Below are 25939 nucleotides of genomic sequence, written 5' to 3' on the forward strand. Positions count from 1 at the left end.
GTGTCGACCGCGGATCGGACAGGCCGGTCAGTCGTCAGCGGAGGCCGCGCCGCTCACACCGGTGCCCGGGCCCACTTCGATACCAAGTTCGTCGAGTTTCTCCTCAGGCACAACGCCGTCCTCCCAACCGCGGACGGAGTAGTACTCGTCCTTGAGGAGGTCCATCTCGACCAGTTCGCCTTCGGCAGCGCCCTTCCCAGGGATGCCTGCCTCGGAATCCTCGAGGAACCGCTCGGGCAGCGTGTCGTCCTCGCCGTCGAAGCCGTTGAGGTTGTTGTAGTAGCGTTCGAGCGTGTAAATCCGCTCGCCGGCTTTGGTCAACTCGTCCTCGGAGATGTCCCGCCCGGTCATGCCGTTGTACTGGGCGGTGTACTCCTCGATGCCCTCGGCGAAGGCGCTGAATTTGCAGAGGTCAAAGGAGTCCGAAACCGCATGCAGGTCCTGGAACACCGCGAGGAGTTCGCCTTTGCCCTCCGCCTCGACGGGATCGACTTTCTCCGGGATGCCCAATACCTCTGCGGCAGGCGTGTAGCCGCGCAGGTGGCAAGCGCCGCGGTTCGAGGTCGCATAGCCGATGGCCATGCCCTTCATGCCCCGCGGGTCGTAAGCCGGGATCGTCTGGTTCTTGACGTCCAGTCTGGTGTCCTCCGCGTCGAACTCCGCCGCCGCACCCGCCGCACCCTCGGCGAGGGCGTCGGCCAGTTCGTCCTCGCGGCGGCCGATCCGCTCTATCAGGTCGATCATCTTGTCGGCGTCGCCCCAATCAATACCCTCTTCGAGGTAGCCCTTCTCGTCCATCTCCATGGCCTGCGCGATGATGTTCCCGGTCTCGATGGCGTCGATGCCCATCTTGTTACACCGGTCGATCATGATGGCCAGTTTCTCGATGTCCTCGTTCATGGGGTTGGGACCGAACGTGAACGCCGGTTCGTACTCCAGGGACTCCATCCGGAGGTCGACATCCTCGCCGTCGACGGTCGTGCTGACCTCGACCTCCTTCTTGCAGGCGACCGGGCAGGAGTGACATGTCGGTTCGTCCACGAGGATGTTCTCCCGGACGTACTCCCCGGAGACGTTCTCCGAGTCCATGTTGGGCTCCTCGGGTTCGGCTTCCCGCTCGGCCCGGGTCGAGGTATACTTCCCGTTCCGGGCTGGCAGTGCGTCGATCTCCTCGGTGAGGTTCATCAGGACGTTCGTTCCATAGACCGAGAGTCCACCCTCGTTCGGAGCGGTAACGTCCGATTCCTGAACCACCGACATGGCCTCGGACGTCCCCTCGGTGAACGTCTCGACGGCCGCGGGTTCAGGCATGTCCGTGGTGGCCTTGACCATCACGGCCTTGAGGTTCTTTGACCCCATCACGCATCCGGTTCCCCCACGACCGCTCGCGCGGTCGTCCTCGTTCATGATGCAGGCGTATTTGACGCCGTTCTCGCCGCCCGGGCCGATACCCATGAAGCTCAGGTTCTTCCCGTACTCCCCCTCGACCTCCTCTTCGAGCACGTCGCGAGCCTCGTGGGTGGTCATACCCCAAACGTGGGACGCATCACGGAGTTCGACGTCACCGTCCTCGATGACGGCATACACCGGCTCCTCGGCCGCGCCTTCGAAAATCAGGCCGTCGAAGCCCGACCATTTGAGCCGTGCTCCACTCCAGCCCCCGTGATGGGAATCGGTAACAGTCCCCGTGAGCGGTGACTTGGTCACGACGGCGATTCGGCCGGACATGACAGCCCGCGAACCGGTCAGCGGGCCAGTCATGAACGTCAGGATGTTTTCCGAACCTGTCGGGTCCACGTCCGGACCGTTGTCGAAGACGTATTTGACACCGAGACCCCGCGCCCCGATGTACTTCTTGGCGTCCTCGTCCGGGATGCTTTCATAGGCTACCGAGCCCTCAGTCAGATCGACCCTGGCGACACGGTCGTTGAATCCGCCGAGTTCTGTCATAAGTAACCTCCATCAATTGTATAGGGGTGGATGGGGCGTAGTTTTTCCCGTCGGTATGTAACCAAATATAGTTACGTGATCGAGCGACGGCGATTTACGCGCCGCCGCCATCAATTCCATCATGACCGACGCGACGCCGGACACTTACGACTATGGGCGTGGGATGGACGCGCTCAACCGAGCCACCGGTCGGCTGCGCTCGCGCCACGAGGGCGGGGATCCGACCCAGCCGACTCGGACCTGGCTTGACAAGGACCTCACACCCGACGGCATCAGATCCTCGCTCACGATCATTCTGGACACCGGGGGCTGTCGCTGGGCCCGGGCCGGGGGCTGTACGATGTGTGGCTACGTCTCGGAATCCGAAAACGCCGAGGGCGTGAGCCACGAGGCACTCATGAGTCAGATCGAATCCGCGATCGAGTACGAAGCGGCGAACGCTGACGAGCCGGCGGCGGTGGTGAAACTCTACTCCTCGGGATCGATCCTGGACGACCGGGAGGTAGGGGCCCCCAGCCGCCAGGGAATCGCCGAGCGGTTCGCGGACCGCGAGCGTATCGTCATCGAGAGTCTGCCGGATTTCGTCACCGAATCTCGGCTTGAACCGTTTCTCGACGCTGGGCTCGCGACCGACGTGGCCATCGGCGTCGAAACGGCCACTGACCGTGTGCGCCGGGATTGTGTGAACAAATATTTCGACTTTGACGCGGTCGTAGACGCTGCGAAAACCGCTCACGAGGCCGGCGCCAGCGTGAAAGCGTACCTGTTGCTCAAACCACCGTTCCTGACCGAATCCGAAGCGATCGAGGACGCAGTTTCGTCCATCGAGCAACTGGCACCGCTTGCGCATACGATATCAGTCAACCCGACGACGGTTATGGAAGACACGCTCGTCGAGGAACTCTACTACGATAACGGCTATCGGCCACCGTGGCTCTGGTCGGTCACCGACGTGCTCGAACAGACGGCTACGGTTGACGCAATCGTCGTCTCGGACCCCGTCGGGGCTGGAAACGACCGTGGGCCTCACAACTGCGGGGAGTGTGACGAAACCGTAACGCGAGCGATCGGGGACTTCAACCGCCGCCAGGACCCATCAGTGTTCGACGAAGTGTCCTGTGAGTGTGAGGTGACCTGGGAGTCAGTCTGCGAGCGAGAGACGAGTTACAACATGCCACTCGTAAACTGAACGGCGTGTTTCCCAGTAGAATATACCATTGATTGAATACCCCCCGGGTGATAGTACCACTCGTGGCGAGCAACTCGCCGCGAATGACACGTTATGGACGAACCCATTTGCGAGGGCTACGACTGTTCGGATGGCTGGTTCGAGATCCGGGACGATGACGGCCCGCACCGCTGGATCGCCACTCGGGACCCGGTCACGGTGCGACGGTAGTTGCTCCGAAGCCCGCAAGAATTCCCCGCCCGTCTGTCGGCCCAATATCGGCTAGAGCCACGCGCTCAGGGTGGGGCATCAACACGGCCACGTTCTCGGTGTCGCCCAGAATACCCGCCACATTATCCGTTGATCCGTTCGGATTAGCGCCGTTTGTAATCTCCCCATCAGGGGTCGAATAGCGGAAGAGAACTCTTCGTTCGGCTTTGAGATCGGCGAGTTTCTCCTCGGAAATCTCGAACCGCCCTTCCCCATGGGCAATCGGGAGTTCGAGCACCTGTCCCTCCTCGTAGGCTGCGGTCCATCGGGTCTCGGCGTTCTCCACGCGAACGTGGACGTGTTCGCACTGGAATCGGGCGCTTTCGTTCGTCGTGAACGCGCCGGGAGTCATACTTGCTTCACACCCCATCTGTGCCCCGTTGCAGATGCCGAGAACCGGGACGCCATCAGCCGCGAGGTCCGTGATGGCGCTCATAATAGGAGCGCGGGCGGCCATGGCACCGGCTCGAAGGTAGTCGCCATAGGAGAAGCCACCGGGCAGCATCACACCGGTGGTGTCCGCCGGGAGCCCGTCCTCGTGCCAGACGATCTCGGAGTCGATGTCCAGGGCGTCGAGTGCGCGGGCGGCGTCCCGGTCACAGTTCGAGCCTCCGAACCGCACGATCGCGACCGTCATCGCTCACTGACCGCCACCGAGTAGTCGTGAATGGTGGGGTTTGCGAGGAGGCGTTCGGCCATCTCGGTCGCCCGCGCGGTGGCAGACTCGGCGTCGGCAGCCTCCAGGTCGATTTCGAACTGATCGGCCGACCGGAGGTCCTCGAGCTCGAAGCCCAGGCGTTCGAGGGCGCGCTGGGTCGTCGTTGCCTCCGGATCGAGAACGCCCTGTTTGAGACGGACGGTCACCGTGGCGGTGTAGGCGGTCATCGGGCGTAACTGCGCGATTGTGCTCAAAAACTCTTTTGGAAACGTTGGTGTATCCCACGTTCTTGGATACTCGACCCGCGACTCACGACCGAAAAACTGATACACCACTCACGAACCGCTTACAGCCGCCGGATGTGTTCCAGCACCGAGCCCAGGTCGGGAGCATCGAAGAGTTCCCGACCGAGGTAGGTGTTCGCGCCCGCCGCGTACATGTTCGCAACGTGTCGAAGGACGTGTTCGGGCAGCGGTTTGGGTTGCATGTCGACGTCCTCGCGCCAGTCGGGACTATCACTCGCCAGGGCCTCGCGTTTGGCCGTTTTGACCGCCTGGACCCATTCCGGATCGGTTTCTCGATAATACTGCCTGATGACTTCTTTCGAAAGCTGGACCCCGTCCCGGCTAAAGCGGTTCTCGTCAAAGGTGCCCGCGACATCCCCGACCGCGATCGTCCCATCGTGGTACAGACACTCGATCTTGCCGTCCTGGTGAGTAAACCCAACAGCCTCCGCCTGTTCGGAGATGACTCGGTTAACCTCCCTAGCACACCCCTCGAGGGCATCCAGATCGGGGTGTCCGGCGATTCGGTCGGCCTCCGCACGATCGAGGTACCGGTCCTGGCGCTCGAACTTCGTGGAGAATTCGACGATCGGCTCTCTGAGTTCGACCGGTTCCTCTGGCCACACGTCGTATTCGAGACCGTGGTCAGTCGGGTCGCTTCGGTCCCGCAGACTCGATCCGGGTGGGACGACATTCCGGAAGACGACCTCGAGGGGGACGACGTATGCATCCCCGCCCGCCTCGTGATAGGCGTCGTAATCGTACCCAGCCGAGTCATGCGGAAGCTCGGGGGTTCGAGCGATGTCGATGGCCATCTCCGTCGGTGGTTCTGAGACGGCAGCGAGTGGAACCACCTCACCGCCCTTGAGTACTCCACGATAGTGCGTTTCGACCCCAGCCTCCGCCAGGCGCTCGAAATTGTAGGCGCCCATCGCACAGAGGCTCGCACCCTTTTTCGGAAGCTGATCCGGCATCCGCCCCCAGTCAAACACTGAGTAGTCGTCGCTGAAGACGAAGGCCCCCCGCCCCAGGTTCCCGTCCGAGGGTTTCGAATCGGCCCGGACGTCCTTGACGCTGGTCATACCCCTTCCTGGGACCTCCGGCATCAAAGCGTTTCTCACCGACCCCGCCCGCTTCCGTTCCTGTACGAGTTGCGGCGGGACGATGGGAGACAGAGCAACCCTCGAAACCGGCGTTCCCCGGGACCGAGAAAGACGTCCCGTGTGAATGTGATCTCGATAGGCGAGGGCACGTCAGTCAGTTCACCGACCAGCAGTACCGCAACGGCCGAATCCGCAAACCCCCGGTCAATCGCTGTCGCCAGCCCGAGTCACCGTTGGACGGCCGGCCGATTCCGTGAGCCGGAAGCCGGCCGCCTCCAACCACTCGGCACTCCGACCATTGCTGTGGAGTAAGACATCGAGGAGGTCCGCGGGTTCGTCGACGTCGGTTCCGAGTCTAAACGAATCCAGTTCCCCAACCGAAAGGCCCCGCTCTCTGGCGATCTCCCGATGATCCCTGATCGACGCACCGTGATAGTCGGTTTCGAACGCCGCGTCACGGACCATCATTGCGTTCGTCCCGCCACCACGACCCGGAGCGAGCACAACGTCGCTTGTTGTGTTCCTGAGGCGGGCAAGGGTGTCGGGAGTGAGAAGCGGCAGGTCCGCCATGACAACCGCAAGTGGGGCGTTCGCTTCGATCTCTGCCGTGATTACGGCATCGAGTGATCGGTCATCAATCGTGTGTGGCACCGAAACCGAATCGGGGAGCGTGGCGGTAGCGATCACCTGGGGGTCAAAGCGAGTCGGCTCCATCGTGTCGAGGATATCCCGCAACATTGCTATCGCGAACGCTCGCCGTTCGTCCGAATCAAGCACGGCAGAAAGTCGCTGGTTTGGCGATCGCGCGTCAAACGGAATAACAGCCCGCATAGGGCTTTAGCCGAGTTTGTCGTAGGTCTCGCGATTCGAGAAATACCAGTACACCAGTCCCGCAAGGATCGCGATGACGACGATGACGCCACCGATCAGCAGCAACATGCTCGTTTGTTGGCTCGACTGCTGTGCCGATTCGGCGGCGTTCAGCGAGTCTTCAGCCAGGTCTTGGGCGTTCTCGAAGTTGCCCGCGTCGTACGCCGAAATGGCGTTGTCGAGTCGTGAGGTTGCTTCCTCGACGTTCACACCGGCCGCGTCGGCTTCGTCAATGGCGGCCTGGGCCTCCTCGATTGCATCACGGGCCGTCTGGCTCTCTTCGTTATACGGACGAATCTCGGACGTCTGTAACTCGGTTTCCGCACCGCCCTCCTGGGTCTCACTGAAATTGGCGAGGGTCACGGATTGGGGTGGTTCGTAGGACCAGTCGTCCCATTCGGGGACGGTTCCCTGGAGGCGTACCGTGACCTCCGCCACTTCATCGGCTTTCGCGATGGTGTGGCTGAAGGTCTGTCCGTTGTACTCCTGTTGGTTGATTTGGGTGTCACCAACCTCGTAGCTCGTCACGGTCCACGTGACGGATTCGAGTGCCGTTTCACCCTCCAGCTGCCACTGGTCGTAGTTCGTGTACAATTCCTCGACTGTGTAAGTCACGTCCACAGTCGACCCAATCGCCGCGTCGTCCGGAACTTCAGCACCGCTGACTGACACCGCTGCGGCCGGGCCGGCCGCGACGACCGCCAGAAGAACCGCAACGAGCGCGATTTTAGAATAGTGGCTCGAGTTCATCATCCTCGTCTTCGACCAAGTCCTGTAAGGCCGCTTCGCTTTCTTCGCGAATGTCGTCGATGTTCTCTTGGGCTTCGACTGCTTTGCCCTGGAGCTCCTTGATCCGCGGCACATTCGTAACTCCCGAAAGGAGCGTGACCGCCGCGACCTGCCCCGACTCGTTGACGGGGTAGTCCCCACCTCGCACTTCCATCGAGCCGGTCTGCTCTTCGAGCCATTTGCGTCCGCGTTCAATGCCTTTCCGGTTCAGATAACTCGTCGGACCGGCGACGACCAGCAGGGCCCGTTCGGTCCCTTCGATCTCACAGGGGAGTGTCAGCCGTCCGAGCGCCGCCTTGCGGACGAGACTGGTAATCCGGTTTGTCGTGTTGGCCGAGTCCTCGGTTTCCGAGCCTCCCGACCCCCGAAGCTTCGAGAGCAGACCTCCCGAACTCTGGGGTTGAACGGATTCCGAGGCGTACCCGACTGTCGAGACGCCGCCGCCGGCGAGCGTGTTGATGATCTCGCTGGAGTCGACAACGCTCTCGCCGACGTCCGCACTGCTTTCGACTTCGCCGGCGCCAAAGAGGATGCCAAAGCGGGTGACGATCTCCTCATTGATCTCGTCGTAGCCACCCTGGATCGACTCACCCGACTTGCGCCAGGCGTCGTTGTCGAAGACGAGAAGGTTGTCCACCTCGTTGACGAACGTCTGGAAGGATCGAGCGGCGTTCAATGTGTAGATCCCGCCCTCGTCCTTGCCCGGCAAGACACCGATCCCGTAGACCGGTTCAGTATAGATCCGTTTGAGGTGCTTTGCGAGGACCGGTGCGCCCCCACTACCGGTTCCGCCGCCCAGTGCGGCGATGATCAGGAACGCGTCGACCTCGTGGACCGGAATGTTGTCGATCGCACCCTGAATCTCGTCGATGTCTTCCTCGGCGATTTCCGCGCCGAGTTCGTTGTCTGCCCCCACGCCGTGTCCCTTTACTCGGGACTGTCCGATCAGTACCCGGTTATCCTCAGGAACTTTCTCGAGACCCATGAGGTCGGCCTTTGCGGTGTTGACCGCAATAGCGGACCGTACAATCCCCGAACCCGTCCGTTGGTCGTATTCGAGGAATTTGTCGAGTATTTTGCCCCCCGCCTGGCCGATCCCGATCATTGCGAGTTTCATGCTGCTATGTGCTCTGTTTTTAAACACGCGATAGTGCGGCCATAAGGCTTTTGTTGGAAACCGCGTGTGACAGGCGGCAGACTGCGCCTATCGGAGGTTTGCCGTTCGGTGACGGGGCAAATATGCGGCGCCAGGCATCAGGGTTCTGAAAGGTATTCACGGAGGGTGCGTAACTCGTCCTCGGAAACCGCAAATTCGGCCACGTCGTTCGTCGCCGTCGTGTTGTCGAACCGAAGGGACCGGTACTGATCAGGCCCGAACGGGACGAATGGCAGTGGATCGGCGAGGTGCATCCCGATTCGGGTGAGTGACATTGGCACGGGTAATACCGAGAGGGATTTGCCCTCGGTCTGGTAGACCAGCCGGGCGATATCCGCGAGTGTCTGCGTCTCAGGCCCGCCGATATCGTAGGTCTCGCCCCGGTGGCGCTCGTCCTCAACCGCGGCTGCGAGCATCGGCGCCAGATCGCCGATCCAGATCGGCTGGAAGCGTGTCGAGCCGCCCGACGGGAGCGCCGTAACGTATGGTGTCGTGAGGACCCGTGTGAACCGGACGAACTCGCCACCCTCGCCGAAAATGACCGACGGGCGGACGATCGTCCAGTCGAGTGTCGACTCCCGAACCGCCGTTTCGGCCCGTCCCTTGGCCCGAATGTAGGCGGTCGAGCCCTCGGGATCGGCACCAAGTGCGCTCATTTGGACGATTGTAGACACGTCAGCGGCCTCGGCCGCCTCGATGACGTTTCGCGTGCCCTGCAAGTGCACGTGTTCGTGCATTTTGTCTCCACCCTTTGGCTTGAACAGCGGCGAGAGCGCGACGAGGTTCACGACCACGTCCTGGTCGGCTATCGGACCTGTGAGCGAGTCGGGGTCGGTCACATCTCCCGAAACCACCTCAACGGAATCGGGGAGTCCCGAGGGGTCAGCCGAACGGGAGAGCGCCGTGACCGAGTGGCCCCGGTCCACGAGTTCGCGGGAGAGATGTGTGCCGACGAAGCCTGTACCGCCGGTGACGAGTACATGCATGTATGATTATATGCTCGCAACCGGGATAACGGTTGGCGCGACTGGACGTCTTGCCGGTTCACCCAAGACGAGTCGTCGGTCACAAACGGTATGTGACAGGTAAGCCAAGTCCGTGACATGCTCGTGACGCTGGAGGGGTTGGACGGGAGCGGGAAGACCACAGTCTGGAACCGGTTGACGGAGGCTTACGACGAGGGCTACACCTTCACCCGTGAGCCGACACGGTCCTGGTATGGCGACGCTGTCCGCCGATCCATCGAGACCGACGGGGCCGACCCGCTCGCGGAACTGTTCCTGTTTACGGCCGACCACGCTGACCACCTACAGCGGGTCATCCATCCGGCACTTGACCAGGGTGACATCGTCGTCTCGGATCGATACTCCGACTCACGATTCGCCTATCAGGGAGCGGCGATCGACGGGGAGATGCCAGATCCAGTCGAGTTCATCCAGTCGGTTCACCGCCCGTTCACTCGGCCCCCCGATCTCACGATTTACTTCGAGGTCGAACCGGAAACCGCAGTCCATCGGAGCGGGGCGACGAACAAACTCGAACAACTTGCGTTCCTCGAACAGGTCCAGGCCACCTACGAACAGTTGATCGCAGCCGAGCCGGACCGCTTCATTCGGGTGAACGCGGAGCAACCATTGGAGGCCGTCACGGAAGCCGTCGAGTCGATCATCGACCGACACGCTGGGGACGAAACCGCTTCGAACTAAATCAGTCGCTCATCGAAACGTAGGTTTTCGTCTCAACGACGCCCTCGATGCCTTGGATATCGTCGGTCGCGACGTCGAGAACGTCGTACACCGCCGAGGCAGAGACCTCGACAATGAGATCGTACTCACCAGCCACCACGTGGGCCTCAGTGACTGCGCCCACCGTTTCGAGGGTATCCCGGACGTCCTGCGGCGTCCCCGCTTCGGTGCCGACCATGACAAAGGCATGAACCATACCGGTGCTTCGGGCCGATATGCCAAAAACTCTCGCGGACGCGTTCCCCACTGGTCCAAATCGATCACTGCCCCGCTGTTCCAAATCGGTCATCAGCCGAAACCTCATATGCGAAGTGGTCCAGTTGTGGGTATGGTCGTGGCCTACGCACTCGTCGAAGCTGACACGAGCGACACGTCGGGACTGGTCGCCGAGGTGACTGACATCGAGGGTGTCAAAGGCGCTCACGTCGTCGCGGGGGACATCGATTTGATCGCCCAGGTTGAGGTCCCCAATCCCGGATCCGTCTCGCAGATAATTACTGGCGAAATCGCCGCCTTTGACGCGGTCGCGGACACGGAGACCTACATGAGTATGGACAAGTAGTCGGAGAGTGAGTATGGACAAGTAGTCGGAGACACGAGCAGCGGTCTCAAGGCCTTTAGTCGGCCGCCCGTATCATCGTGTATGACCGACGAGATCGCCGACGCCTTTCGGGCCGCACCCGGCTATCACGAGCAGGAGGCGGGGGTATTCGAGGTCGGCCGGTTGAACTTCGACGGGCAACTTACGGTCTCCAAGGGGCCTGTGACACTTGCCCTCACAGTTCCCACACTCGATGCGACCGTCGAAAACGAGACCGTCGCCCCAGTCGTCGAACAGGGCTGGGAGGAGACCTTCGAACGACGCGTGGAAGACGTCACAAACCTGGTTTCCACCCTCACCGAGGAGCCGGAGGTGACGAATGTGAGCGGGTCGCTTCGCGTATCGATGAGTTTCCGAAGAGATTCCAGCACGCTCACGGAGGAGGTCCGCAACGCGGCGAATTACGTCGAAGGTACCTGGGTCGAGGGGATTATTCCGGGTTACGAGTACGAGGACCAAGTCCAGGCGATTCGAGAACGGGCCAGCAAGACGGCCAGCGAGGAGTGAGTGCCAAATCGGGTGTTATCTGACGATCGTCACCGGAATCGGCGACCGTCGAACGACGGCTTCGGCCACGCTTCCGAGGAGAATGCGGGTCACGCCCGACCGACCGTGACTTCCCATGACGACATGATCAATGTCGTTGTCCTCGACGTAGGTGACGATGGTTCGGGACGGTCGCCCGACTTCGGTTGTCTTTGTGACCGTCTGGTCTTCGAGATGGGTTTTGGCTTCTGAAAAGAGGGATTTGGCCTCGTCCTTGCGGTTCTCGTACCATTCCTCCGAGTAGCCCGGCATCGTGGCGGCGGCACTGTAGCCGGCTTCGACCGGGTCGATGACGTGAAGGAGTACGATTTCCTCGGGGTCAAGCGTCTCGGCCACGTACTTAACGGCGGTCGTCGACTGGGCGGAGCCGTCGATCGGAACCAGGGCCTTCATACCTGAACCTTCAGTCGCTGCAGCCAAATACTTACGGGCCGGAAGCGGCCGTCTCACTCCCGACCGTGCCGTGTTACACAGGCAGGCAGCCCGACGACCTCGACTGGTTTGGAGTTATCCGGCGAATACACGGCCATGCTCCCCCGTTGCATGTCAGTCACCCGAGATTCGAGGGCAGTCGGAAGGTTCAAGCTCGAAACGGCGTCCTCGTCACTCAGCGTCAGCGCGATGCGAGTGTTGAGCTGTTTGAAAACCGGATCGGCGATGTCCTGTGGGTCCTGTGTAATGAGGAAGAGCCCGAGTCGCTCCTTCCGGCCCTGTTTTGCGGCCTCGGTGAACTTCCCGATGACTTTCCGGGCCTGGACGCTGTCCGCGTCAGCGAGGAAGTCGTGGGCCTCGTCCATCCCAACGACCAGAGGGGTCTCTTTGATCCGCTCATAACGAGGGTCACTCGACAGTTTCTGGTCGATGAGGAGACTCGACAGCGCGAGGACCACCATCTCCGCGGCCCGGGAAGAGGTCAGGTGATACGTCGGCACCACCGAGAGTCGTCCCGGCCGGACAAAGTCGCGGACAAGGTCGGTGATCGGGGGGGCGTCCTGATCGAAAACGCCCCGAGGGACGGCCATGACCCGTCGTTTGACCGCGTCGAAGGTCTTCTCATGGACGTGACCCGTTTCGTCGAGCTCCTGCCGAAGCGCCGGAGCGTCCAGGAAATTCCGGAAAGCGTCGTAGGTAGCCTCGCCACTCCGCTCGTCGAAAAAGCGATCGAGGAGGAGGTCGAGCGCGTTGTACTGGTTATCGTTGAGTTGCCCCCCTGCGAGGAGCCACCGGTTCGAGCTCACCATCGAGAACGGGATCGTGAACGGCTGTTGCTCGGCCCGGTGATGGCCCGCGCTGTACCGCGCATTCCCCACCTTCGGAACGAAGGCGACCGTGTCTTCGTGCCCGTCGGAGGCGATCCCCTGTGCATCGAGCCGGCGCGTTTCTGCCTCGTCCAGGTCCGGGTTGTCGTCGTGCATCTGGGCGTACTCGTCCTGGGGATCGAACTGGACGACAGCCGCTCGCGGCGTTCGGCCGCTGCCGGGCTCGATCGCGTAGCGCCGATCTTCGGTGAGGTACTGCCGGAGGACGTTTTTCGCGGTATGTGTCTTCCCCGAGCCGGTGCCGCCAGCAATGAGCACGTGCCGAAATATCAGGGGGTCGGCCCCCGTTTCGCCGTCCTCCAGCCGGTAATCAACCGTCGGGGGACTGGCCTGCGTTTCGATCTTTTCGCCGCCGACCGCAAGATGGCCGAGGAACGCCCCCGACTCCGGTAGATCCAGCCCGGTGCGGATCTTTTCGTGGTCGCTCGCATGCCGGACGACCGTTTCCGGTTTTGGAACCCGATCCGGCGCCCGCCGGTGCAGTTCGCCCCCATCCGGATACAGCACCGCGAGCGGTTCGAGGTCGGCCATCAGCTTGTAATCACGTTCGTCGATGCCCGAGGAACGCATCGCTCGCCGTGCGTGGATCTCGGTGGCGTCGTCGCTTCGAAACGCCTGGGCGTATTCCAAACCGGTCACCCGGCAGAAGAGCGTCTCCGCGTCCGGATACGGTGCGAGCAAGTAGGTGCCCAGCCTGACATCCGTTCGGTTCCCGGCCGTGACGTACGCACGCAGGCGGTTTTCATCGGCCTCTTCGGCGACTCGCAGCCCTTCAGAAACGGCGAGCGCGCCGACGCCCGAATCGCTGCCCCGGGCCTCGATGTCCGGACGGTCAAAGGAACGGCTATCCGGGTCTCCAGGTTCTGCTGACCCCTCGGTCGACGCCCCGCTCTCCGATTCGTCGTCTTCGGCCTCGAACTCGGAGAACGATCCCAGATCGGTCATGGCTGGAGTCAGTCCCGGAACGCACTAACTCCTTTCCCCCGGTCCAGTGGTCACGGGCACCCGCTCTCGTAGGACCTTATGCCTCGCGACCCCACCGCTCGTAGTTGTAGTTCCGGTCCTCAGTCGTGTTGAAGGCCACCTCCAGACGACGGACGAGTTCCGCCTTGCCCTCAGCACCGATTCGGGCCAGTTCATCAGCCTTCGCAATGGGGAGCGGAGGCCCACGTTCGGCCGCCACCCCCCGGAGGACTGCCTGTTCGACAGCCGATCTGACTGCGGACTCCTCGGCGAAGCCACCCGGCAGTTCAGCCTTGAACAGCAAGTCCGTTCGTGGGTCGTAGACGACGAAAAATGTGATCTCGTAGTCCGTGGCCGGTCGTGATCGTGTGACACCAAGCTCCGTTTCCGGTGCTGAAAAAACGCCGTCGGCACCAAGTCGCGAACGGAACCACCCGGTCCAAGTGAGGTCCTCGGTCACTCGGCCCCGCTGTCCTGTCCCTCCAGCCTGCGGTCCACCCACTCGCTCCTGCTGGCTACTCCCTCGCGCCTGCGGTTCGGTCTCGCCCTCCCGCTGTTCCAGTACCTGGGTGAAAAAAGCCGCATCGCTTGCCCATGGACTCGGACGACCGGTTTCGGCAAGCGTCCTGATGAGGCCCCGGGATTGCGGGCTCTTGACGAAACCCACGAGTGGGACCCCCCGGTCCAGGAAGTCTTCGACCAGGTCCACATAGTTCTGGAGGACTTCCGCGACGAGGTCATTTTCGCCGGCAAGGTCTCCGATCGATCCGTGGCGGCCCCGCCAGTGGACCAGTCCTTTCGGATACAGCGGCCCATCGAGGAAGAGCACCTCCTCAACCGCATCTGCATGCTGCAAGGCATGATGACTTTCGGCAAGATACAACGCGAGACCGTGGACGATCCGTTCTTCGTCGCGGGCCAGGGCCTCGGTCTGCACGATTCGGCCTCGGCCATGATCCTCGTCGAACGGGATCCACCCATCGGTCGCGTGATCGACCGTGGCGTCGTTGGAGTGGACCGGCATGATGTAGGTCCGGGCTCGATGGAGCCCAAGATTCGAAGGAACGGCGCTCATGGCTGCCTGGGCAAGGTCCAACAGCAGGCCGTTCTTGAATGTCGTCGGATTGATCGTCCCCGAATCGAGGCCATGAGCCGTACCGAAAGGTGATTCTTGCAGGGCCAGGTCCTCAATGGGCGCCGCTCGCCGGGTCACAGAATCGATCGGTTCCAGAACAGCAGCCCCATCCTTGCGGAGCGGGTCAAGGTGGTCGGCCCAAACGGTTTCAGCAAGGTCACGATGGGCCTCGGGATCGGCGTCGTGGCGAATTCGATCTGCCAGTGAAGCGATCCCGTCGTAATGGACGGGGTCGATGGTCATCATGCCCACCTTCTTTTCCCACCGTAATCACGCCTCGGGTTTTGGGCGAACCGTGGGCCTTGGTGTGCGGGGTGCAATCGGGTCTGCTGGGTTTCGATTCGTTGGGCCCGGATTGGTACAGCGCCACCAGTGATTTTCGGCAGATCACTGCATGTCGGTGCAGTCGATGTGGTGAGAGTCAAACCAGGAACGAGATCGGCGTCATGGTTTTGTAGTGGCCACACGGTAGCTCACACAATGTCATTGGCCGCGGTTGTGGAAGCCGCCAAAGCGTACTTTTCGGAGGGAATGAACCCGGCACACGATTGGCACCACGTCGAACGGGTCGACGCGAACGCGGACCGGCTCCGCTCCGAGTATCAAGCGGTAGATGACTTTGTCGTCCGAGCGAGTGTATACCTCCACGATATCGGTCGGGAACGAGAAGACACTGGGGAAATCACGGACCATGCCGAATGGGGAGCTCGAGAATCTGAGACGATACTCAGGGAGCACGGAGTGGCTGCCGAAAGGGTATCTGCGATCTCTCATGCGATTCGTGCACACCGGTTTTCTCGAGGGCCCGAGCCGGAGTCACTCGAAGCCAAAATCCTCTCGGACGCCGATAACCTCGATGCCTTGGGCGCTGTCGGGATTGCACGGTGTTTTACCCAGGGAGGCGACCGTGGATCACCAATCCACGATCCCGATCTCCCACCCAAAGCGGACGAAACTGAGGCCGGTGCCACGCAGTACAACCATTTCTATAAGAAACTGCTCGACCTCCCGGCCAGGATGTATACCCAGACCGGTCGAGAGATCGCAGAAGATCGACGGGAGTTCATGAAACGATTTTTGACCCGGTTTGACGAGGAGATCGCGGGTGACCGGTGACTGCTGGGTCGAGCCAAAGACACCCAGTCACTGGGACGATCGGACCGACTCGACTGCCTGCACGGCCGCCAATACCTGATCGTGAGCCTCGCCGTTCGAGGCGGCGATTCCTCGACTATCGAATTCCCACCGGTCTCCTTCGATATCGGTCACTGAACCACCCGCCTGTTCGATCAAAAAGGCCCCCGCCACGGAGTCCCACGAATTCATTGTCCGATTCGTGAATGTGGCATCGATAGCGCCCCGAGCCACGAGAGCCAGAGTCAATTGGGCTGAGCGTAGGCGGATCAAATCCCCGAACCGCTCGACAATTTCACTGGCAGCGGTCCCGTATTCGGCCCGTCGATCTGTCGGCCACCAAAACGTGGGGGCGACTGCCATTTCCTCAGGATCGTGCCGGTTGTTGACGGTTATTGGCTCCCCGTTCATTCGGGCGCCGTCCGTGTCCGCGGTAAACGTATAACCGAGTTCAGGAGCCTCAATCGCCGCTGCAATCGGTTGTCTGTCTTCGACAACCGCCACGGCCGTCACCCAGAGCGGAATCCCTCGCACGTAATTATTCGTCCCATCGATCGGATCAATGATCCACGCCCGTCCTTCGTCGGGAATCGTGGCCTCATCTGCCGATTCTTCAGCCACAATTGTGGCCGTCGGATCGGTGTCTCGAATGCAGTCGATGACCGCCATCTCGGCCTCCCTGTCGGCACGAGTCACCACATCGGTTTTGTTGGTTTTCGTCTCGATGGTGAGTTCCTCCCGGAATAACGAGTCCGCCTTGTTCCCCCCGACTTCGGCAGCAGACCGGGCACCATCGGCCAGATCGGTCGGTTCCATATCACCGACTTTGCTCCACGGCCAAAAAGTGAATCCATTTATCGCTCGCCGAGAGCGTTTCATCTATATAGAGGAGCGACAATCCGAGTATAGATTTAGCTGCTGGTAAAGAGAGTTTTACAGCGGGCAACGAATAGTTGGGTTTAGAATAAATTCGATTTGATCTATATAAGTATATATTACTACCGAGGACATCGTGGGAAAAATATAAAACTACTTTGGGTAGCCACATATTGGACCACCTGGATGGTAAACCGAAGGTCCTATTTGAAACGACTCGCAGCGGTCACAACTGTTGGGACGGTCGGTGGATTGGCTGGTTGTTCGGGGGAAGACGAACCCGAGGATGCCGAGCAAACGGAGGAAGAACAAACTGAGGAGCCTCCTGCCGAAATTACCTGGATTATGAATCCGGCCCAGGAGGAAATCGACATTACTGTTCAGTATCAACCGCTCTTTGACTACCTCGAAGAGAACGCGGACGTGAAAATCAACGGGCAGCCGACAGCCAGTTATTCCGGGACGGTACAGGAGCTCAGGCGGTCGGAAGGGGGAGATCGGGTGTTTGCGGACACGTCACCAGGGGCCGTGGCGCAGATTCCAGGTGAAATTGATGTCACTGGGATGCGGATTGCGTATGGCGCGGAAAAGTACTTCTCACTCATCACGACGACAGCTGACAGTGATATAGAGGAACTCGCTGACCTCGAGGGTGAAGTAATTGCTACGGCGGCACCAACCTCCGTATCAGGCACGTTATTCCCACTCTATATGCTTAGTAACGCCGGGTTAGACATCGGTAATGCCCCAGGTGGAAGCCCGGCAGACTTCGAGATACGCGCCTCGGACCATACGACGGCTCGTAAACAGATGATTGAGGACGACCGCATTGCGGCCGCTGCTACGGGTGCATTTTCGACGGCGGCACATGTACCTCAAGAACAATTCGATGCGATGTCCGAGGATTTCGTCGACATATCAGTCGAATACGACAGTGCCGGCGAACGTGAGCCGGAATTGCAGTTGCTTGCCGTTTCCGAACCGATTCCCCGGGCTCCGATCGTGAGTAATGCGGCGTGGGACGAATCGCTCAAAGGCGAACTTCGCCAGCTGATGATCGACGCACCCCAAGAAGCGTTCGAACACGAGTCTCAGGAATTATTGGCCGAAGAACTCGGTGTCGATCCTGCACTCCTGGAGAAGGATGAGAGCGAGCTAACCGAAGCCGAACAGGATTCGGTTGAACTGGTCGAAGATCACGGCCTCTGGTTTAGTGGGGTCGCACCCGCGAGTGTCGAAGACTACGACCCGGTGTCGAATCTTGGCCAGGAACTCGGATTGGAATGGTCTGACTTATAAATCTCGGTGAGCACATCCGAGAAAATGACCCAAATCGAGCTTGACGGGATTACGAAGACCTACGGTGAAACAGTCGCGCTTGAAGACGTATCGTTCGAGGTGCCAAGAGGAGAGTTCGTCGTGATTCTTGGCGTCTCGGGATCGGGAAAATCCACCCTTTTGCGGATACTGAGTGGCTTGACTGAGCCGAGTGCCGGTGAGGCGTTTATCGAGGGCACAAAGGTAATCGAGCCAAGGCCGGAAGTGGCGATGATTTTTCAACAACACAATATTATCGGAGATCTCTCTGCCTATTCGAATGCGCTCGCCGGGGGCGTTGACCGGAGCGGATTCTTCACGAGTGTGTTTCAACTCCAAGATCAAGAGGAAAAACTCCGGGCCCTGGACGCATTAGACACCGTCGGCTTGCTCGAAGAGGCCAAACAGAAGGCGCGATCAATGAGCGGCGGGCAACAACAGCGAGTCGGCATCGCCAGGGCACTCGTCCAGCAACCGAAGGTATTGCTAGCAGACGAACCAGTAGCTAGTCTGGATCCGGGAAGCGCACAGGACGTGATGCGATACCTTCGACAGGCCTCCGAGGACCGCAATCTTACGACCTTTTCGAGCCTCCATCAGGTTAACACGGCCCGCAAATTCGGCGAACGGTTTATCGGGCTGCGTGACGGCAAAAAGGTCTTTGACGGCTATCGGGACGAGTTGACAATCGACGACGTCGACGACATTTACGGCGATATCGATACGGAAGGAATGTTTGTCACGGATTCAGGTGAAACGACCAATGGAACCGGCACTACCACGACAACGACCTCATGATTACTGAATCGGATAACCTATGACGACTGAAAATCCCGAGGGAGAAGGTTCGGAACCCTCTAGCGATTCGGTTCGTTTCAAAACGGACAAAGAAAGCTCGTCATCTCATGACGACTCGGACCCGATACGGGATCAGTTCGATAGCATCAAGAAGATGCGACGGCGACGAGCCGTCGGCTGGCTTGCGTTAATTACCTTCATTGCATTCATCGGCTTGCAGTCAGCATCGGCGACAGGGTTGCTCAATCCGGACGCACGGATTGGAACGTTCCTCGAATCGTTGGGTCAATTTTTCCCTGTTACCTTACATTTCGGGATCATCCCCTTCCTCAATCTTGGCCAATATGCCGATTTCATCGTCCAAATGAACCTGCTGTATGATCCAGAAATCGGTGGCCTGATCTTCCAGTGGCCGCCGAGCCCTGGTGACATTTATGCGTTTTTCTTCCAGGAATTGGGCATGTTCCAGATCTTTGGAGAAGCCGGTGTTACCCTTGGGATGGGATTTCTTGGAACGTTGCTAGGGTTTCCGTTCGCCCTCATTTTCGGGACGCTGGGGTCAGAACGGGTTACTCCATTTCCCTTTAATTTCATCTTCAGGGGAACGATGTCGTTCATCAGAGCGATCCCAGCCATCATTTGGACGCTTATTTTCATTCCCTTCTTCGGACTCGGCCCAACCTCGGCAGCCATCGCTATCGCTTTCGACACGATCGGGAATCTAGGCCGACTGTTCGTCGACGAACTCGAAGAGATCGAAGACGGCCCGATCGAAGCCATGCAGACGACGGGTGCCAACAAACCACAGGTGGTCTTTTTCGGGATGTTGAGCCAAGTCAAGACATCGTTCATCGCCTGGACGCTCTATATCTTCGAAATCAACGTTCGGATTGGGGTGACAGTTGGAGTCGTCGGGGCTGGAGGTCTCGGCTACATCGTCGTCGCCCAACAGAATTTACTACGGTTCACGAACATGATGGCGACGTTGATCGCAATATTCATCCTGATCATCTCCGTGGAACTGTTCAGCCAGCGACTTCGGTCCCGGTTACGTTCCGACGAAGAGCGAATGGGCATCTGGGAACTGATTACCGGCTTCCCCGAGCGGATGGCAGAATCGGCACTGAAATAACGGGTCGATCTAAACCCATTTCTTCGCCAAATTCGGGAACGGATGTGATAGCCACCAAATAGTCGTGGCCAAAACCGTTGCTGAATAGTAGTCCGTATGCAGCACGGCACTCCTGTCGGGAACAAAAGATTCCGCTTACCGCCACTCGATCACAACAACGAATCCACAGCCTCCTCGACCGACATCACCTCCTGGTCGAGGGCGTCAAGGATGCCTTTGATCTCCTCACGTTGCGCATCGGTATCCGGCTCCTCCACCCAGAGGTCGTCCATCGATTCGCCGGCTTCCAGGGTCAACTCCTTTTTGACCCGGTAGGCCCCGTTCTCGGTGAGGATATCGGCGGGATGGAAAAACGCCCACTCTTCGCGGTCAAAGCGCACACCGATCCGGGGTTTTGCCCCGAACGACTCGGCGAAATAGCGCAGTGCTTCGACCTCCTCACTTGTGAGGTAGATCGGATCGCCGGCGCTCGCTTTGGCCTCGATGGCGTAGAAGACGGTGCCATTGCCCGCTAGAACATCCGGAAGTTCACGCTCCGTCGCACTCCCGCTGGCTGGGGCTCGCATGACGGCGAACCCAGCCGAATCAAGGGCATTGACCAGTTGGCGCTCCCGGCGGTCGCCCTTGCGGTTGGCTGACATCTATCTCGAAGCAGGTGTCGGCGGGTGAAAACCTCCGCGGATCGGTTGCGTTATTCGCTCTGGATCCGCGGTGCGAGCATGTAGGTCACATTGCCCAAGCCCTCCGCGATATCGAAGTGCAGTTTGACCGGGAACTCCTCGCCGAGTTCCACCTCGACCTCCCCGTCGGCCGGGATGGCCTTGTTCATGTCCTTGAGGTAGTCCAGGGAGAACAACGAATGTGCGTCCCCGAGTTCGAGTTGGATCAGATCCGGCGCTTCCAGTTCGAGGTGGACGTCGTCGGTGTCACCTTCGGCGTCGACGTAGAAGTGCTCGGCCTCCAGATCGACCCCGAGGGCGATGTGATCCGAGACCATGTCCGCCGCTCGGACGGCCCGGTCGATGTCCCGACCTTCGATGATGATACGGGCTGGGAGGTCGAGATCGGGGAGGTCCGGTTCCTGGCGGATCGAATCTGGATCGATGAGCGCGAGGGTGTACTCCAATCCGTCGATATGGATGTGGAGTTTCCGAGTTTCCTCGTCGAGCTCGAGCTGGATGAGTTGACCGGCATCGGCCATGCCGGCAATATCCTCCAGTCGGGAGAGGTCCACGCCGATAATACCGCCGTCGGCTTCGTACGACTCGAATGCTGCAGATTCGAGGTCCAGGTCTACCATGCCCACGTTAGCCGGGTCGACCGCTCGGATCTCTAACCCCGCTTCCGTGAGGTGGATCTTGCATTCGTCCACCAGCACGCTCACGGAATCGAGTGTGGTCCGGAGCGTTTCGGCGCTGACGATGGCCGTAAACATCTTGTTCTGGGATTAGACACAATCCCTTAAAAAGTCACCCGTTCGCACCGGCCCCGAACCGGTCGATCCACGGGGCAGCGCCCATCGTCAGCCACTTCTCGCCGGCTCCCGTACACCATTCAATGACTGGGAAAGACGAGTACTACAACAAGGCCAAACAACAGGGCTATCGGTCGCGATCCGCGTACAAACTCAAACAGATCGACGACCAGATGGGGCTGTTCGATCCGGGCGATACGGTCCTCGATCTGGGCGCGGCCCCAGGTGGGTGGCTCCAGGTCGCCGCCGAAACCGTCGGCGAGGCTGGCCGAGTTATCGGCGTCGACTTCCAGCGCATCGAAACCATCGAACCAGGCGACGTGGAGACGCTCCGTGGGGACATGACCGAAGACAAGACCCAAGAACGAATCGCCGATCTCGCGCCGGACGTGGTCGATGTTGTCATCTCCGACATGGCCCCGAACATGACCGGGGAGTACAGCCTGGATCAGGCCCGGTCGCTCCACCTGGCCCGAACCGCGTTTGAAGTGGCCCAAGAATTCCTCGAATCGGGCGGCAATTTCGTTGCTAAAGTCTTCGAAGGACGAGACCTGGATGATTTCGTCGAGGACGTCGAAGACGAGTTCGACAAGGTGAGCATTCTCAGACCGGACGCCTCACGTGACTCCTCCTCGGAAATCTTCGTCGTTGGGATCGGTCGACTCACGGCCCCCGTCTCGGAAGGCGAGACGGTCGAGGTGTCGATCGAAGCGACCGGCGAAGACGGCGACGGGATCGCCTATGTCGAGGGCTACACGATTTTCGTTCCGGACACGAGAATCGGCGACGAGGTGACAATCGAAATTGGAGACGTCAAACCACGATACGGTTTCGGCAAGCGGATCGACGATTAATCCGCAGCCGGGACGGCCTGTGCGGGTTCCTGTCGACGGATGAATCCGACGACGAGATAGATAAACGGCGTGTCGATGAGCGCGATGGCGAGTTTGAGGAGATACTGTCCCACCAGGAGCGAGGCGACCACCGCAAGCGGAAGCGGGTCACCCGTACCCAAAGCCAGCGGCACCAGATAAAAGCCCAGGCCGACGAAAATCGCCGTGTCCAGGAGTTGACTGGTCGCCGTCGAACCGATGTTGCGAAGCCAGAGATGGGCCCCGCCAGTCAGGTCCCGCAAGTAGTGAAAAACCAGTACGTCCCAATTCTGGCTCACAAGGTAGGCCGCCAGACTCGCAATCACGATGTTCGTACTCGAGCCCAGGACAGTGGCAAAGGTATCCGGCGCGACCGTCGAGGAACTCGCGGCCGGTGCCAGGATGGTACTCCAGACCAGTGCCAACATGACGAAGTTGAGGCCGAACGCCACGTTCACCAGTACCTGAGCCGCCCGTCGCCCATAGATCTCCGCGTAGATGTCCGAGGCGAAGAAAGTCAGAGCATAAGCCAGCGCCGCCCCTGGGAGCGCAAGCGTCTCACCGGCGACCGGAATCGAGACTGGCAGGTCAAAGGCCAGCACTTTCGAGGCGGTGAGTTGGGCCGTGATCAATGCGGTGACGAACAGACCGACCAACGCCACCTGCGCGATGGGAGTTTCCTGGCGGGTCATTCGTCCGTCATTCCCTCATCCGGGTCGAGACGGTCGTGTCTGGCGTCGATCTCGTCGAGCAGATCCAACGTTTTTCGCACCGACGCCCGGATCGCGTCGCTCCGATTGACGAATTTCCCGTCCTCCCCGACGTGTTCGTCGAGATCTGCGAGGAGTTCGCCCGGTATTTCGACACTGATTTTGGGCATCAACAATCCCACCCGGCCGGGATCGGGGCCGATATTTCGATATATGCTGCCATAGTATTCCTAGAAGGATATTTGAGGAGTACTGGAAGAGTATTACGGTCTGACTACCGGACCGATCGACACAGTCAGGCCGGCTCAGCCGCCTTCGGCTTCTTCCCCCGTCGTCCGCCGAGTGTCACAAGCCAGAGCCCGCCCAGGCCGACGAGATAGGCCAACGAGGTGGGGATTGCGATCAGGAACATCGTCCAGATGCTGCTGGACGAGAAGAACGTAGCGAAGACGAAGATGACGAGGACCACCGGACGCCAGCTCTTGCGCATCCGCTCGTAGCTCACGATCCCGCCACGATGGAACAACCACATGGTGATCGGAATATCCGCGAGCAAGCCCACCCCGGCAGTCGTGAAAAAGACCATCCAGAAGAAGTTGTTCACCCGATAGCTCACGACCATTCCGGCCCGGATGCCGTCCTCGACGAGGTAGGAAATGATCGGGGGGGCGACGTACAGATACCCAACGATGCTCCCGACGAGGACACCGATGATGATCGAGAGCCCCCAGAAGGAGACTGCCCGCCGTTTTCCGGTTATGAACCCACGGTGTTCCAGGGCCGGCCAGGCGTAGTAAAACAGCACCGGGAGCGTGACCACGGCACCGATGACCATCGAAATCTTGACCTCGAAGACCAGCGCCTCCACCGGGTGCAGCGTGATCGGCCAGGCGATGGCTTCGGGGTCGGGCCGCACTTCCGGCGGAATTCGGGAGATGAAATCGGCCCGAATCGTTCCGATCCCGCCGCGGTAGAGGAACATGAAGAGGCCGGCCATCACGACCATGAAGACGGCGACAAGGTGGAAGGCCCGGGAGCGGAGGCTGTCGAGAATGAATGCGATATCGTGGTAATACCCGCCGATGTCCTCCTCAGTCGTCTCTTCCTCGGTGAACGCGTTGAACATCCCCATTCCCGCATCGGACATGGCGCCACCGACGCCCTTCTGCCGAGTGCCTTTAGGCGGTTCGTCGGGTGCGTCGTCAAACCGTTCGAAAATGGCTTCCGCTTTGTCCGGGTCGCCGTCGTCCATGGCCTGCTGGGCCGCCTCAAGGGCATCCTCCTCGTCCATCGCCGCGAACACCACCTCCGGCATCGCTTGGACGCCATCGGCCCCATGAACCGATTCAACGGACGGCGCGTCTTCGAGCGTCTCGTGGGCCGCATCCGCTTCTGATTCTGGCCCTTCCACTGCAGTTTCTGACGACGGGGCGTCCGACGACACAGCCGGTTCTTTCGGTGGCAATCCGTCCGCAGGTTGGGCCCGCATCGTCGCCCGATACAGGACGACCAATGTGCCGAGAACGGCAAAGACGAGGGCGGCCACCACCACCGCAACGGCAAGCGAAAGTCCACCTGGGAGCCCCAGGGCCTGGTCGATCGGTGCCAGTGGAGCTGGCCGGATCAGTGCAGGGAGTGAGGGCCTGATCGTCGTATTAAAAAGCTCCAGCCCGCCGGCCCCATACACCCAGAATCCTATCGCAGCGCCAATCGCAGCCGTTCCAGCAACCTGGTGGAGGCGCCGCCGAAGCGCCACGAAGAAATCCAACGATTGCCGGCCGCGTTTCCCCGCGGTGACGATTTTTGAGAGATACAGGCTGAACCCATACAGCGCCAAGAGCGGGAACGCCCACATCAACTGGGTGAACGGGTCCGGTGGCGAGAACATCGCCCCAAACCCGAAGATGGCGACGACGGCGTACTTCCACTTGTCACGGAAGGTTTCGTACGGGATGATTTCGGAGTAGGAAAACGCCGTCATCAAAAGCGGCAGTTGGGCCGCCAGCGCGAAGGAGAGGGCAAGCACCATAATGAACTCCGTCCAGTGCACGATGGAGTAAAGCGGTGCAAGCCCGGCCCCGAGCGCGTTGCCGGCCAGGAAATTGAACATGATCGGGAAGAAGAGGAAGTACGCATAGATGACCCCGAAGGTCGAGAGGGCCACTGCCAGCGTGGCCACGATCGCCAGTTTCCACCGCGGGACGTGGATGTCCGGAACGATATCGCGGTCGGCGAGTGGTCCTTTCGCGTAGTAGGCCAACACCGGAAGGGCCGCAAAAATCCCAGTGGCGAGCCCGATTTTCACCTGCATTAAAATCACGTCAAATGGCGTTTGGGCGATGACGGAGGCCCCGCGAGCGAGCAGGTCCTCTTTTAGCACCGGCCAGATCCACAATCGCATCGCGATCACACCCGCAAAAAGCCCCACGACGAAGGCGACGAACACTACTTTAAGCCGCTGTTGAGCGGTTTTCAAAACGGTCCCGAGGGTTTGCCGGCCGCTCTCGAGCGAGCGAGCGGTATCCTCGTCTATCGGCCCCGGGGCACTCATCTTATAGGGCCTATCCGAGTCGCGACTATCAATCTTCTTCTCTGGAGACGGCGACGAAACGAAAAGGCCCATAACGACGCCCTAGCCTATTCTGGCCCATGTCGCGGGAGCCGGGCGAGGGCCCGGACGAGGACGGGGAGCCGGACGAGAAGCGGCCGGACCAGGCCGACGAGGCCGAATCCACGGCGACCAAATCGGCGGAAGAGACCGCCACAACTGAGACAGAGCCGGTGGATTCGGCTGCCGAAGACGGGTCCCAGGAGGGGCCATCTGACACGGCCCCCGAAGCCGAAACGAATGCAGCCGCGGACGACACGGAGCCCAACGAAGAAACTGCGGGCGACGATAGCGAAGACACGGACACAGCTGAAGCTGACGAGGAGGTCGGTGACGAAAGTAAAGCCGTAACCCAAGACGACGGGGAAGCTGAGAAGGATACTGAGGCCGAGGCGGACGAAGAGGCGGACCAGGCAGACGGAGCAGACGACGAAGCGGACCATGAGGAGGCCGAATCAAGT

General features: G+C 60.3%; 27 protein-coding genes and 1 pseudogene. 10 read left to right on the top strand and 18 right to left on the bottom strand.

What is annotated here, in order from left to right; translation table 11 throughout:
• Window positions 1-27: 27 nt before the first annotated feature.
• The gene (locus V5A26_RS07015) at window positions 28-1950 is read right to left on the bottom strand and encodes an aldehyde ferredoxin oxidoreductase family protein (RefSeq protein ID WP_332321773.1); all 1923 of its coding nucleotides are present in this window, start codon (window positions 1948-1950) and stop codon (window positions 28-30) included.
• A 121-nt stretch (window positions 1951-2071) separates the two neighbouring features.
• Between V5A26_RS07015 and V5A26_RS07020 the strand changes: the two genes are divergently transcribed.
• Window positions 2072-3139: an archaeosine biosynthesis radical SAM protein RaSEA gene (locus tag V5A26_RS07020; RefSeq protein ID WP_332321774.1), complete on the top strand. Its 1068-nt coding sequence runs from the start codon at window positions 2072-2074 to the stop codon at window positions 3137-3139.
• A gap of 193 nt (window positions 3140-3332) precedes the next feature.
• Here V5A26_RS07020 and purQ read toward each other — a convergent pair whose 3' ends face one another.
• The 7 genes from purQ to V5A26_RS07055 form a co-directional block, all read right to left on the bottom strand.
• Entirely contained in the window at window positions 3333-4025 is a 693-nt protein-coding gene (purQ, locus tag V5A26_RS07025; protein WP_332321775.1) for a phosphoribosylformylglycinamidine synthase I, read from the bottom strand.
• Window positions 4022-4273: a phosphoribosylformylglycinamidine synthase subunit PurS gene (purS, locus tag V5A26_RS07030; RefSeq protein ID WP_332321776.1), complete on the bottom strand. Its 252-nt coding sequence runs from the start codon at window positions 4271-4273 to the stop codon at window positions 4022-4024. Before purS ends, purQ begins: the two co-directional genes overlap by 4 nt.
• Window positions 4274-4392: 119 nt before the next feature.
• A complete protein-coding gene (locus tag V5A26_RS07035; protein ID WP_332321777.1) occupies window positions 4393-5412 on the bottom strand; it encodes a phosphoribosylaminoimidazolesuccinocarboxamide synthase in 1020 nt (339 codons plus the stop codon).
• Window positions 5413-5637: 225 nt separating this feature from the next.
• The gene (gene cofC / locus V5A26_RS07040; protein WP_332321778.1) at window positions 5638-6264 is read right to left on the bottom strand and encodes a 2-phospho-L-lactate guanylyltransferase; all 627 of its coding nucleotides are present in this window, start codon (window positions 6262-6264) and stop codon (window positions 5638-5640) included.
• A 6-nt stretch (window positions 6265-6270) separates the two neighbouring features.
• Window positions 6271-7053: a hypothetical protein gene (locus tag V5A26_RS07045; protein ID WP_332321779.1), complete on the bottom strand. Its 783-nt coding sequence runs from the start codon at window positions 7051-7053 to the stop codon at window positions 6271-6273.
• The gene (locus V5A26_RS07050; RefSeq protein WP_442908756.1) at window positions 7031-8197 is read right to left on the bottom strand and encodes a tubulin/FtsZ family protein; all 1167 of its coding nucleotides are present in this window, start codon (window positions 8195-8197) and stop codon (window positions 7031-7033) included. The genes V5A26_RS07045 and V5A26_RS07050 overlap by 23 nt, the downstream gene beginning before the upstream one ends.
• A 149-nt stretch (window positions 8198-8346) precedes the next feature.
• On the bottom strand, window positions 8347-9234 hold the full coding sequence (locus V5A26_RS07055; RefSeq protein ID WP_332321781.1) for a complex I NDUFA9 subunit family protein: 888 nt from the start codon (window positions 9232-9234) through the stop codon (window positions 8347-8349).
• 117 nt (window positions 9235-9351) lie between these two features.
• On the opposite strand from V5A26_RS07055, the gene tmk reads away from it, so the two are divergent.
• On the top strand, window positions 9352-9954 hold the full coding sequence (gene tmk, locus V5A26_RS07060) for a dTMP kinase (RefSeq protein ID WP_332321782.1): 603 nt from the start codon (window positions 9352-9354) through the stop codon (window positions 9952-9954).
• Between the two features lies 1 nt (window position 9955).
• Here tmk and V5A26_RS07065 read toward each other — a convergent pair whose 3' ends face one another.
• Window positions 9956-10189, bottom strand: coding sequence for an Lrp/AsnC family transcriptional regulator (locus tag V5A26_RS07065; protein ID WP_332321783.1), 234 nt, complete (start codon window positions 10187-10189; stop codon window positions 9956-9958).
• 132 nt (window positions 10190-10321) lie between these two features.
• Here V5A26_RS07065 and V5A26_RS07070 point away from each other — a divergent pair, with 132 nt between their 5' ends.
• Both V5A26_RS07070 and V5A26_RS07075 read left to right on the top strand, forming a co-directional pair.
• Complete coding sequence (locus V5A26_RS07070) at window positions 10322-10555, top strand: Lrp/AsnC ligand binding domain-containing protein (RefSeq protein ID WP_332321784.1); 234 nt, start codon at window positions 10322-10324, stop codon at window positions 10553-10555.
• Window positions 10556-10636: 81 nt separating this feature from the next.
• The gene (locus V5A26_RS07075) at window positions 10637-11101 is read left to right on the top strand and encodes a DUF5813 family protein (protein ID WP_332321785.1); all 465 of its coding nucleotides are present in this window, start codon (window positions 10637-10639) and stop codon (window positions 11099-11101) included.
• 15 nt (window positions 11102-11116) lie between these two features.
• Here the strand turns inward: V5A26_RS07075 and V5A26_RS07080 are convergent, their stop codons facing one another.
• The 3 genes from V5A26_RS07080 to V5A26_RS07090 all read right to left on the bottom strand — a co-directional run bounded on the left by V5A26_RS07080 (window position 11117) and on the right by V5A26_RS07090 (window position 14800).
• Window positions 11117-11533: a universal stress protein gene (locus V5A26_RS07080; protein WP_332321786.1), complete on the bottom strand. Its 417-nt coding sequence runs from the start codon at window positions 11531-11533 to the stop codon at window positions 11117-11119.
• 53 nt (window positions 11534-11586) lie between these two features.
• Window positions 11587-13404 (bottom strand): ATP-binding protein, encoded by a 1818-nt coding sequence (locus V5A26_RS07085; RefSeq protein ID WP_332322298.1) that lies wholly within the window; start codon window positions 13402-13404, stop codon window positions 11587-11589.
• A gap of 76 nt (window positions 13405-13480) precedes the next feature.
• Window positions 13481-14800, bottom strand: coding sequence for a DNA double-strand break repair nuclease NurA (locus tag V5A26_RS07090; RefSeq protein ID WP_332322299.1), 1320 nt, complete (start codon window positions 14798-14800; stop codon window positions 13481-13483).
• Between the two features lie 237 nt (window positions 14801-15037).
• Between V5A26_RS07090 and V5A26_RS07095 the strand changes: the two genes are divergently transcribed.
• The gene (locus V5A26_RS07095; protein WP_332322300.1) at window positions 15038-15673 is read left to right on the top strand and encodes an HD domain-containing protein; all 636 of its coding nucleotides are present in this window, start codon (window positions 15038-15040) and stop codon (window positions 15671-15673) included.
• 27 nt (window positions 15674-15700) lie between these two features.
• On the opposite strand, the gene V5A26_RS07100 is transcribed toward V5A26_RS07095, so the two are convergent.
• On the bottom strand, window positions 15701-16507 hold the full coding sequence (locus tag V5A26_RS07100) for an inositol monophosphatase family protein (protein ID WP_332321898.1): 807 nt from the start codon (window positions 16505-16507) through the stop codon (window positions 15701-15703).
• A 246-nt stretch (window positions 16508-16753) separates the two neighbouring features.
• Between V5A26_RS07100 and V5A26_RS07105 the strand changes: the two genes are divergently transcribed.
• The 3 genes from V5A26_RS07105 to phnE are packed head-to-tail and all read left to right on the top strand — an operon-like array spanning window position 16754 to window position 19814.
• Window positions 16754-17866, top strand: coding sequence for a PhnD/SsuA/transferrin family substrate-binding protein (locus V5A26_RS07105; protein WP_332321897.1), 1113 nt, complete (start codon window positions 16754-16756; stop codon window positions 17864-17866).
• A gap of 24 nt (window positions 17867-17890) precedes the next feature.
• A complete protein-coding gene (locus V5A26_RS07110; protein ID WP_332321896.1) occupies window positions 17891-18682 on the top strand; it encodes a phosphonate ABC transporter ATP-binding protein in 792 nt (263 codons plus the stop codon).
• A gap of 19 nt (window positions 18683-18701) precedes the next feature.
• Window positions 18702-19814, top strand: a complete 1113-nt coding sequence (gene phnE, locus V5A26_RS07115) for a phosphonate ABC transporter, permease protein PhnE (RefSeq protein WP_442908758.1) — start codon at window positions 18702-18704, stop codon at window positions 19812-19814.
• 149 nt (window positions 19815-19963) lie between these two features.
• Here phnE and hjc read toward each other — a convergent pair whose 3' ends face one another.
• Both hjc and V5A26_RS07125 read right to left on the bottom strand, forming a co-directional pair.
• Window positions 19964-20455, bottom strand: coding sequence for a Holliday junction resolvase Hjc (gene hjc, locus V5A26_RS07120; protein ID WP_332321894.1), 492 nt, complete (start codon window positions 20453-20455; stop codon window positions 19964-19966).
• 50 nt (window positions 20456-20505) lie between these two features.
• Entirely contained in the window at window positions 20506-21249 is a 744-nt protein-coding gene (locus V5A26_RS07125; protein ID WP_332321893.1) for a DNA polymerase sliding clamp, read from the bottom strand.
• Between the two features lie 122 nt (window positions 21250-21371).
• Here V5A26_RS07125 and V5A26_RS07130 point away from each other — a divergent pair, with 122 nt between their 5' ends.
• The gene (locus V5A26_RS07130; protein WP_332321892.1) at window positions 21372-22142 is read left to right on the top strand and encodes a 23S rRNA (uridine(2552)-2'-O)-methyltransferase; all 771 of its coding nucleotides are present in this window, start codon (window positions 21372-21374) and stop codon (window positions 22140-22142) included.
• Here V5A26_RS07130 and V5A26_RS07135 read toward each other — a convergent pair.
• The 3 genes from V5A26_RS07135 to tatC form a co-directional block, all read right to left on the bottom strand.
• Window positions 22139-22852: a queuosine precursor transporter gene (locus V5A26_RS07135; RefSeq protein ID WP_332321891.1), complete on the bottom strand. Its 714-nt coding sequence runs from the start codon at window positions 22850-22852 to the stop codon at window positions 22139-22141. The two genes, V5A26_RS07130 and V5A26_RS07135, sit on opposite strands and share 4 nt — an antisense overlap.
• Window positions 22849-23040, bottom strand: coding sequence for a ribbon-helix-helix domain-containing protein (locus V5A26_RS07140; protein ID WP_332321890.1), 192 nt, complete (start codon window positions 23038-23040; stop codon window positions 22849-22851). The genes V5A26_RS07135 and V5A26_RS07140 overlap by 4 nt, the downstream gene beginning before the upstream one ends.
• 125 nt (window positions 23041-23165) lie before the next feature.
• Window positions 23166-25421, bottom strand: a complete 2256-nt coding sequence (tatC, locus tag V5A26_RS07145) for a twin-arginine translocase subunit TatC (RefSeq protein WP_332321889.1) — start codon at window positions 25419-25421, stop codon at window positions 23166-23168.
• Window positions 25422-25519: 98 nt separating this feature from the next.
• Between tatC and V5A26_RS07150 the strand changes: the two are divergent.
• A pseudogene (locus V5A26_RS07150) lies at window positions 25520-25939 on the top strand (hypothetical protein); the annotation flags it as partial.

This window comes from Halodesulfurarchaeum sp. (assembly GCF_036626455.1).
In the GTDB taxonomy this organism is placed as follows: domain Archaea; phylum Halobacteriota; class Halobacteria; order Halobacteriales; family Halobacteriaceae; genus Halodesulfurarchaeum.

Excerpts from the sequence above, each read along its gene's own strand:
- V5A26_RS07050 (WP_442908756.1), bottom strand. The coding sequence starts at position 8,197 with ATGATCGGGATCGGCCAGGCGGGGGGCAAAATACTCGACAAATTCCTC.
- V5A26_RS07080 (WP_332321786.1), bottom strand. The coding sequence starts at position 11,533 with ATGAAGGCCCTGGTTCCGATCGACGGCTCCGCCCAGTCGACGACCGCC.
- V5A26_RS07075 (WP_332321785.1), top strand. The coding sequence starts at position 10,637 with ATGACCGACGAGATCGCCGACGCCTTTCGGGCCGCACCCGGCTATCAC.
- V5A26_RS07070 (WP_332321784.1), top strand. The coding sequence starts at position 10,322 with ATGGTCGTGGCCTACGCACTCGTCGAAGCTGACACGAGCGACACGTCG.
- V5A26_RS07055 (WP_332321781.1), bottom strand. The coding sequence starts at position 9,234 with ATGCATGTACTCGTCACCGGCGGTACAGGCTTCGTCGGCACACATCTC.
- V5A26_RS07065 (WP_332321783.1), bottom strand. The coding sequence starts at position 10,189 with ATGGTTCATGCCTTTGTCATGGTCGGCACCGAAGCGGGGACGCCGCAG.
- V5A26_RS07090 (WP_332322299.1), bottom strand. The coding sequence starts at position 14,800 with ATGACCATCGACCCCGTCCATTACGACGGGATCGCTTCACTGGCAGAT.
- V5A26_RS07035 (WP_332321777.1), bottom strand. The coding sequence starts at position 5,412 with ATGACCAGCGTCAAGGACGTCCGGGCCGATTCGAAACCCTCGGACGGG.
- V5A26_RS07085 (WP_332322298.1), bottom strand. The coding sequence starts at position 13,404 with ATGACCGATCTGGGATCGTTCTCCGAGTTCGAGGCCGAAGACGACGAA.
- V5A26_RS07105 (WP_332321897.1), top strand. The coding sequence starts at position 16,754 with ATGGTAAACCGAAGGTCCTATTTGAAACGACTCGCAGCGGTCACAACT.
- tatC (WP_332321889.1), bottom strand. The coding sequence starts at position 25,421 with ATGAGTGCCCCGGGGCCGATAGACGAGGATACCGCTCGCTCGCTCGAG.
- V5A26_RS07045 (WP_332321779.1), bottom strand. The coding sequence starts at position 7,053 with ATGAACTCGAGCCACTATTCTAAAATCGCGCTCGTTGCGGTTCTTCTG.
- phnE (WP_442908758.1), top strand. The coding sequence starts at position 18,702 with ATGACGACTGAAAATCCCGAGGGAGAAGGTTCGGAACCCTCTAGCGAT.
- hjc (WP_332321894.1), bottom strand. The coding sequence starts at position 20,455 with ATGTCAGCCAACCGCAAGGGCGACCGCCGGGAGCGCCAACTGGTCAAT.
- tmk (WP_332321782.1), top strand. The coding sequence starts at position 9,352 with ATGCTCGTGACGCTGGAGGGGTTGGACGGGAGCGGGAAGACCACAGTC.
- V5A26_RS07020 (WP_332321774.1), top strand. The coding sequence starts at position 2,072 with ATGACCGACGCGACGCCGGACACTTACGACTATGGGCGTGGGATGGAC.
- V5A26_RS07100 (WP_332321898.1), bottom strand. The coding sequence starts at position 16,507 with ATGGAACCGACCGATCTGGCCGATGGTGCCCGGTCTGCTGCCGAAGTC.
- V5A26_RS07015 (WP_332321773.1), bottom strand. The coding sequence starts at position 1,950 with ATGACAGAACTCGGCGGATTCAACGACCGTGTCGCCAGGGTCGATCTG.
- purS (WP_332321776.1), bottom strand. The coding sequence starts at position 4,273 with ATGACCGCCTACACCGCCACGGTGACCGTCCGTCTCAAACAGGGCGTT.
- cofC (WP_332321778.1), bottom strand. The coding sequence starts at position 6,264 with ATGCGGGCTGTTATTCCGTTTGACGCGCGATCGCCAAACCAGCGACTT.
- purQ (WP_332321775.1), bottom strand. The coding sequence starts at position 4,025 with ATGACGGTCGCGATCGTGCGGTTCGGAGGCTCGAACTGTGACCGGGAC.
- V5A26_RS07140 (WP_332321890.1), bottom strand. The coding sequence starts at position 23,040 with ATGCCCAAAATCAGTGTCGAAATACCGGGCGAACTCCTCGCAGATCTC.
- V5A26_RS07125 (WP_332321893.1), bottom strand. The coding sequence starts at position 21,249 with ATGTTTACGGCCATCGTCAGCGCCGAAACGCTCCGGACCACACTCGAT.
- V5A26_RS07110 (WP_332321896.1), top strand. The coding sequence starts at position 17,891 with ATGACCCAAATCGAGCTTGACGGGATTACGAAGACCTACGGTGAAACA.
- V5A26_RS07135 (WP_332321891.1), bottom strand. The coding sequence starts at position 22,852 with ATGACCCGCCAGGAAACTCCCATCGCGCAGGTGGCGTTGGTCGGTCTG.
- V5A26_RS07095 (WP_332322300.1), top strand. The coding sequence starts at position 15,038 with ATGTCATTGGCCGCGGTTGTGGAAGCCGCCAAAGCGTACTTTTCGGAG.
- V5A26_RS07130 (WP_332321892.1), top strand. The coding sequence starts at position 21,372 with ATGACTGGGAAAGACGAGTACTACAACAAGGCCAAACAACAGGGCTAT.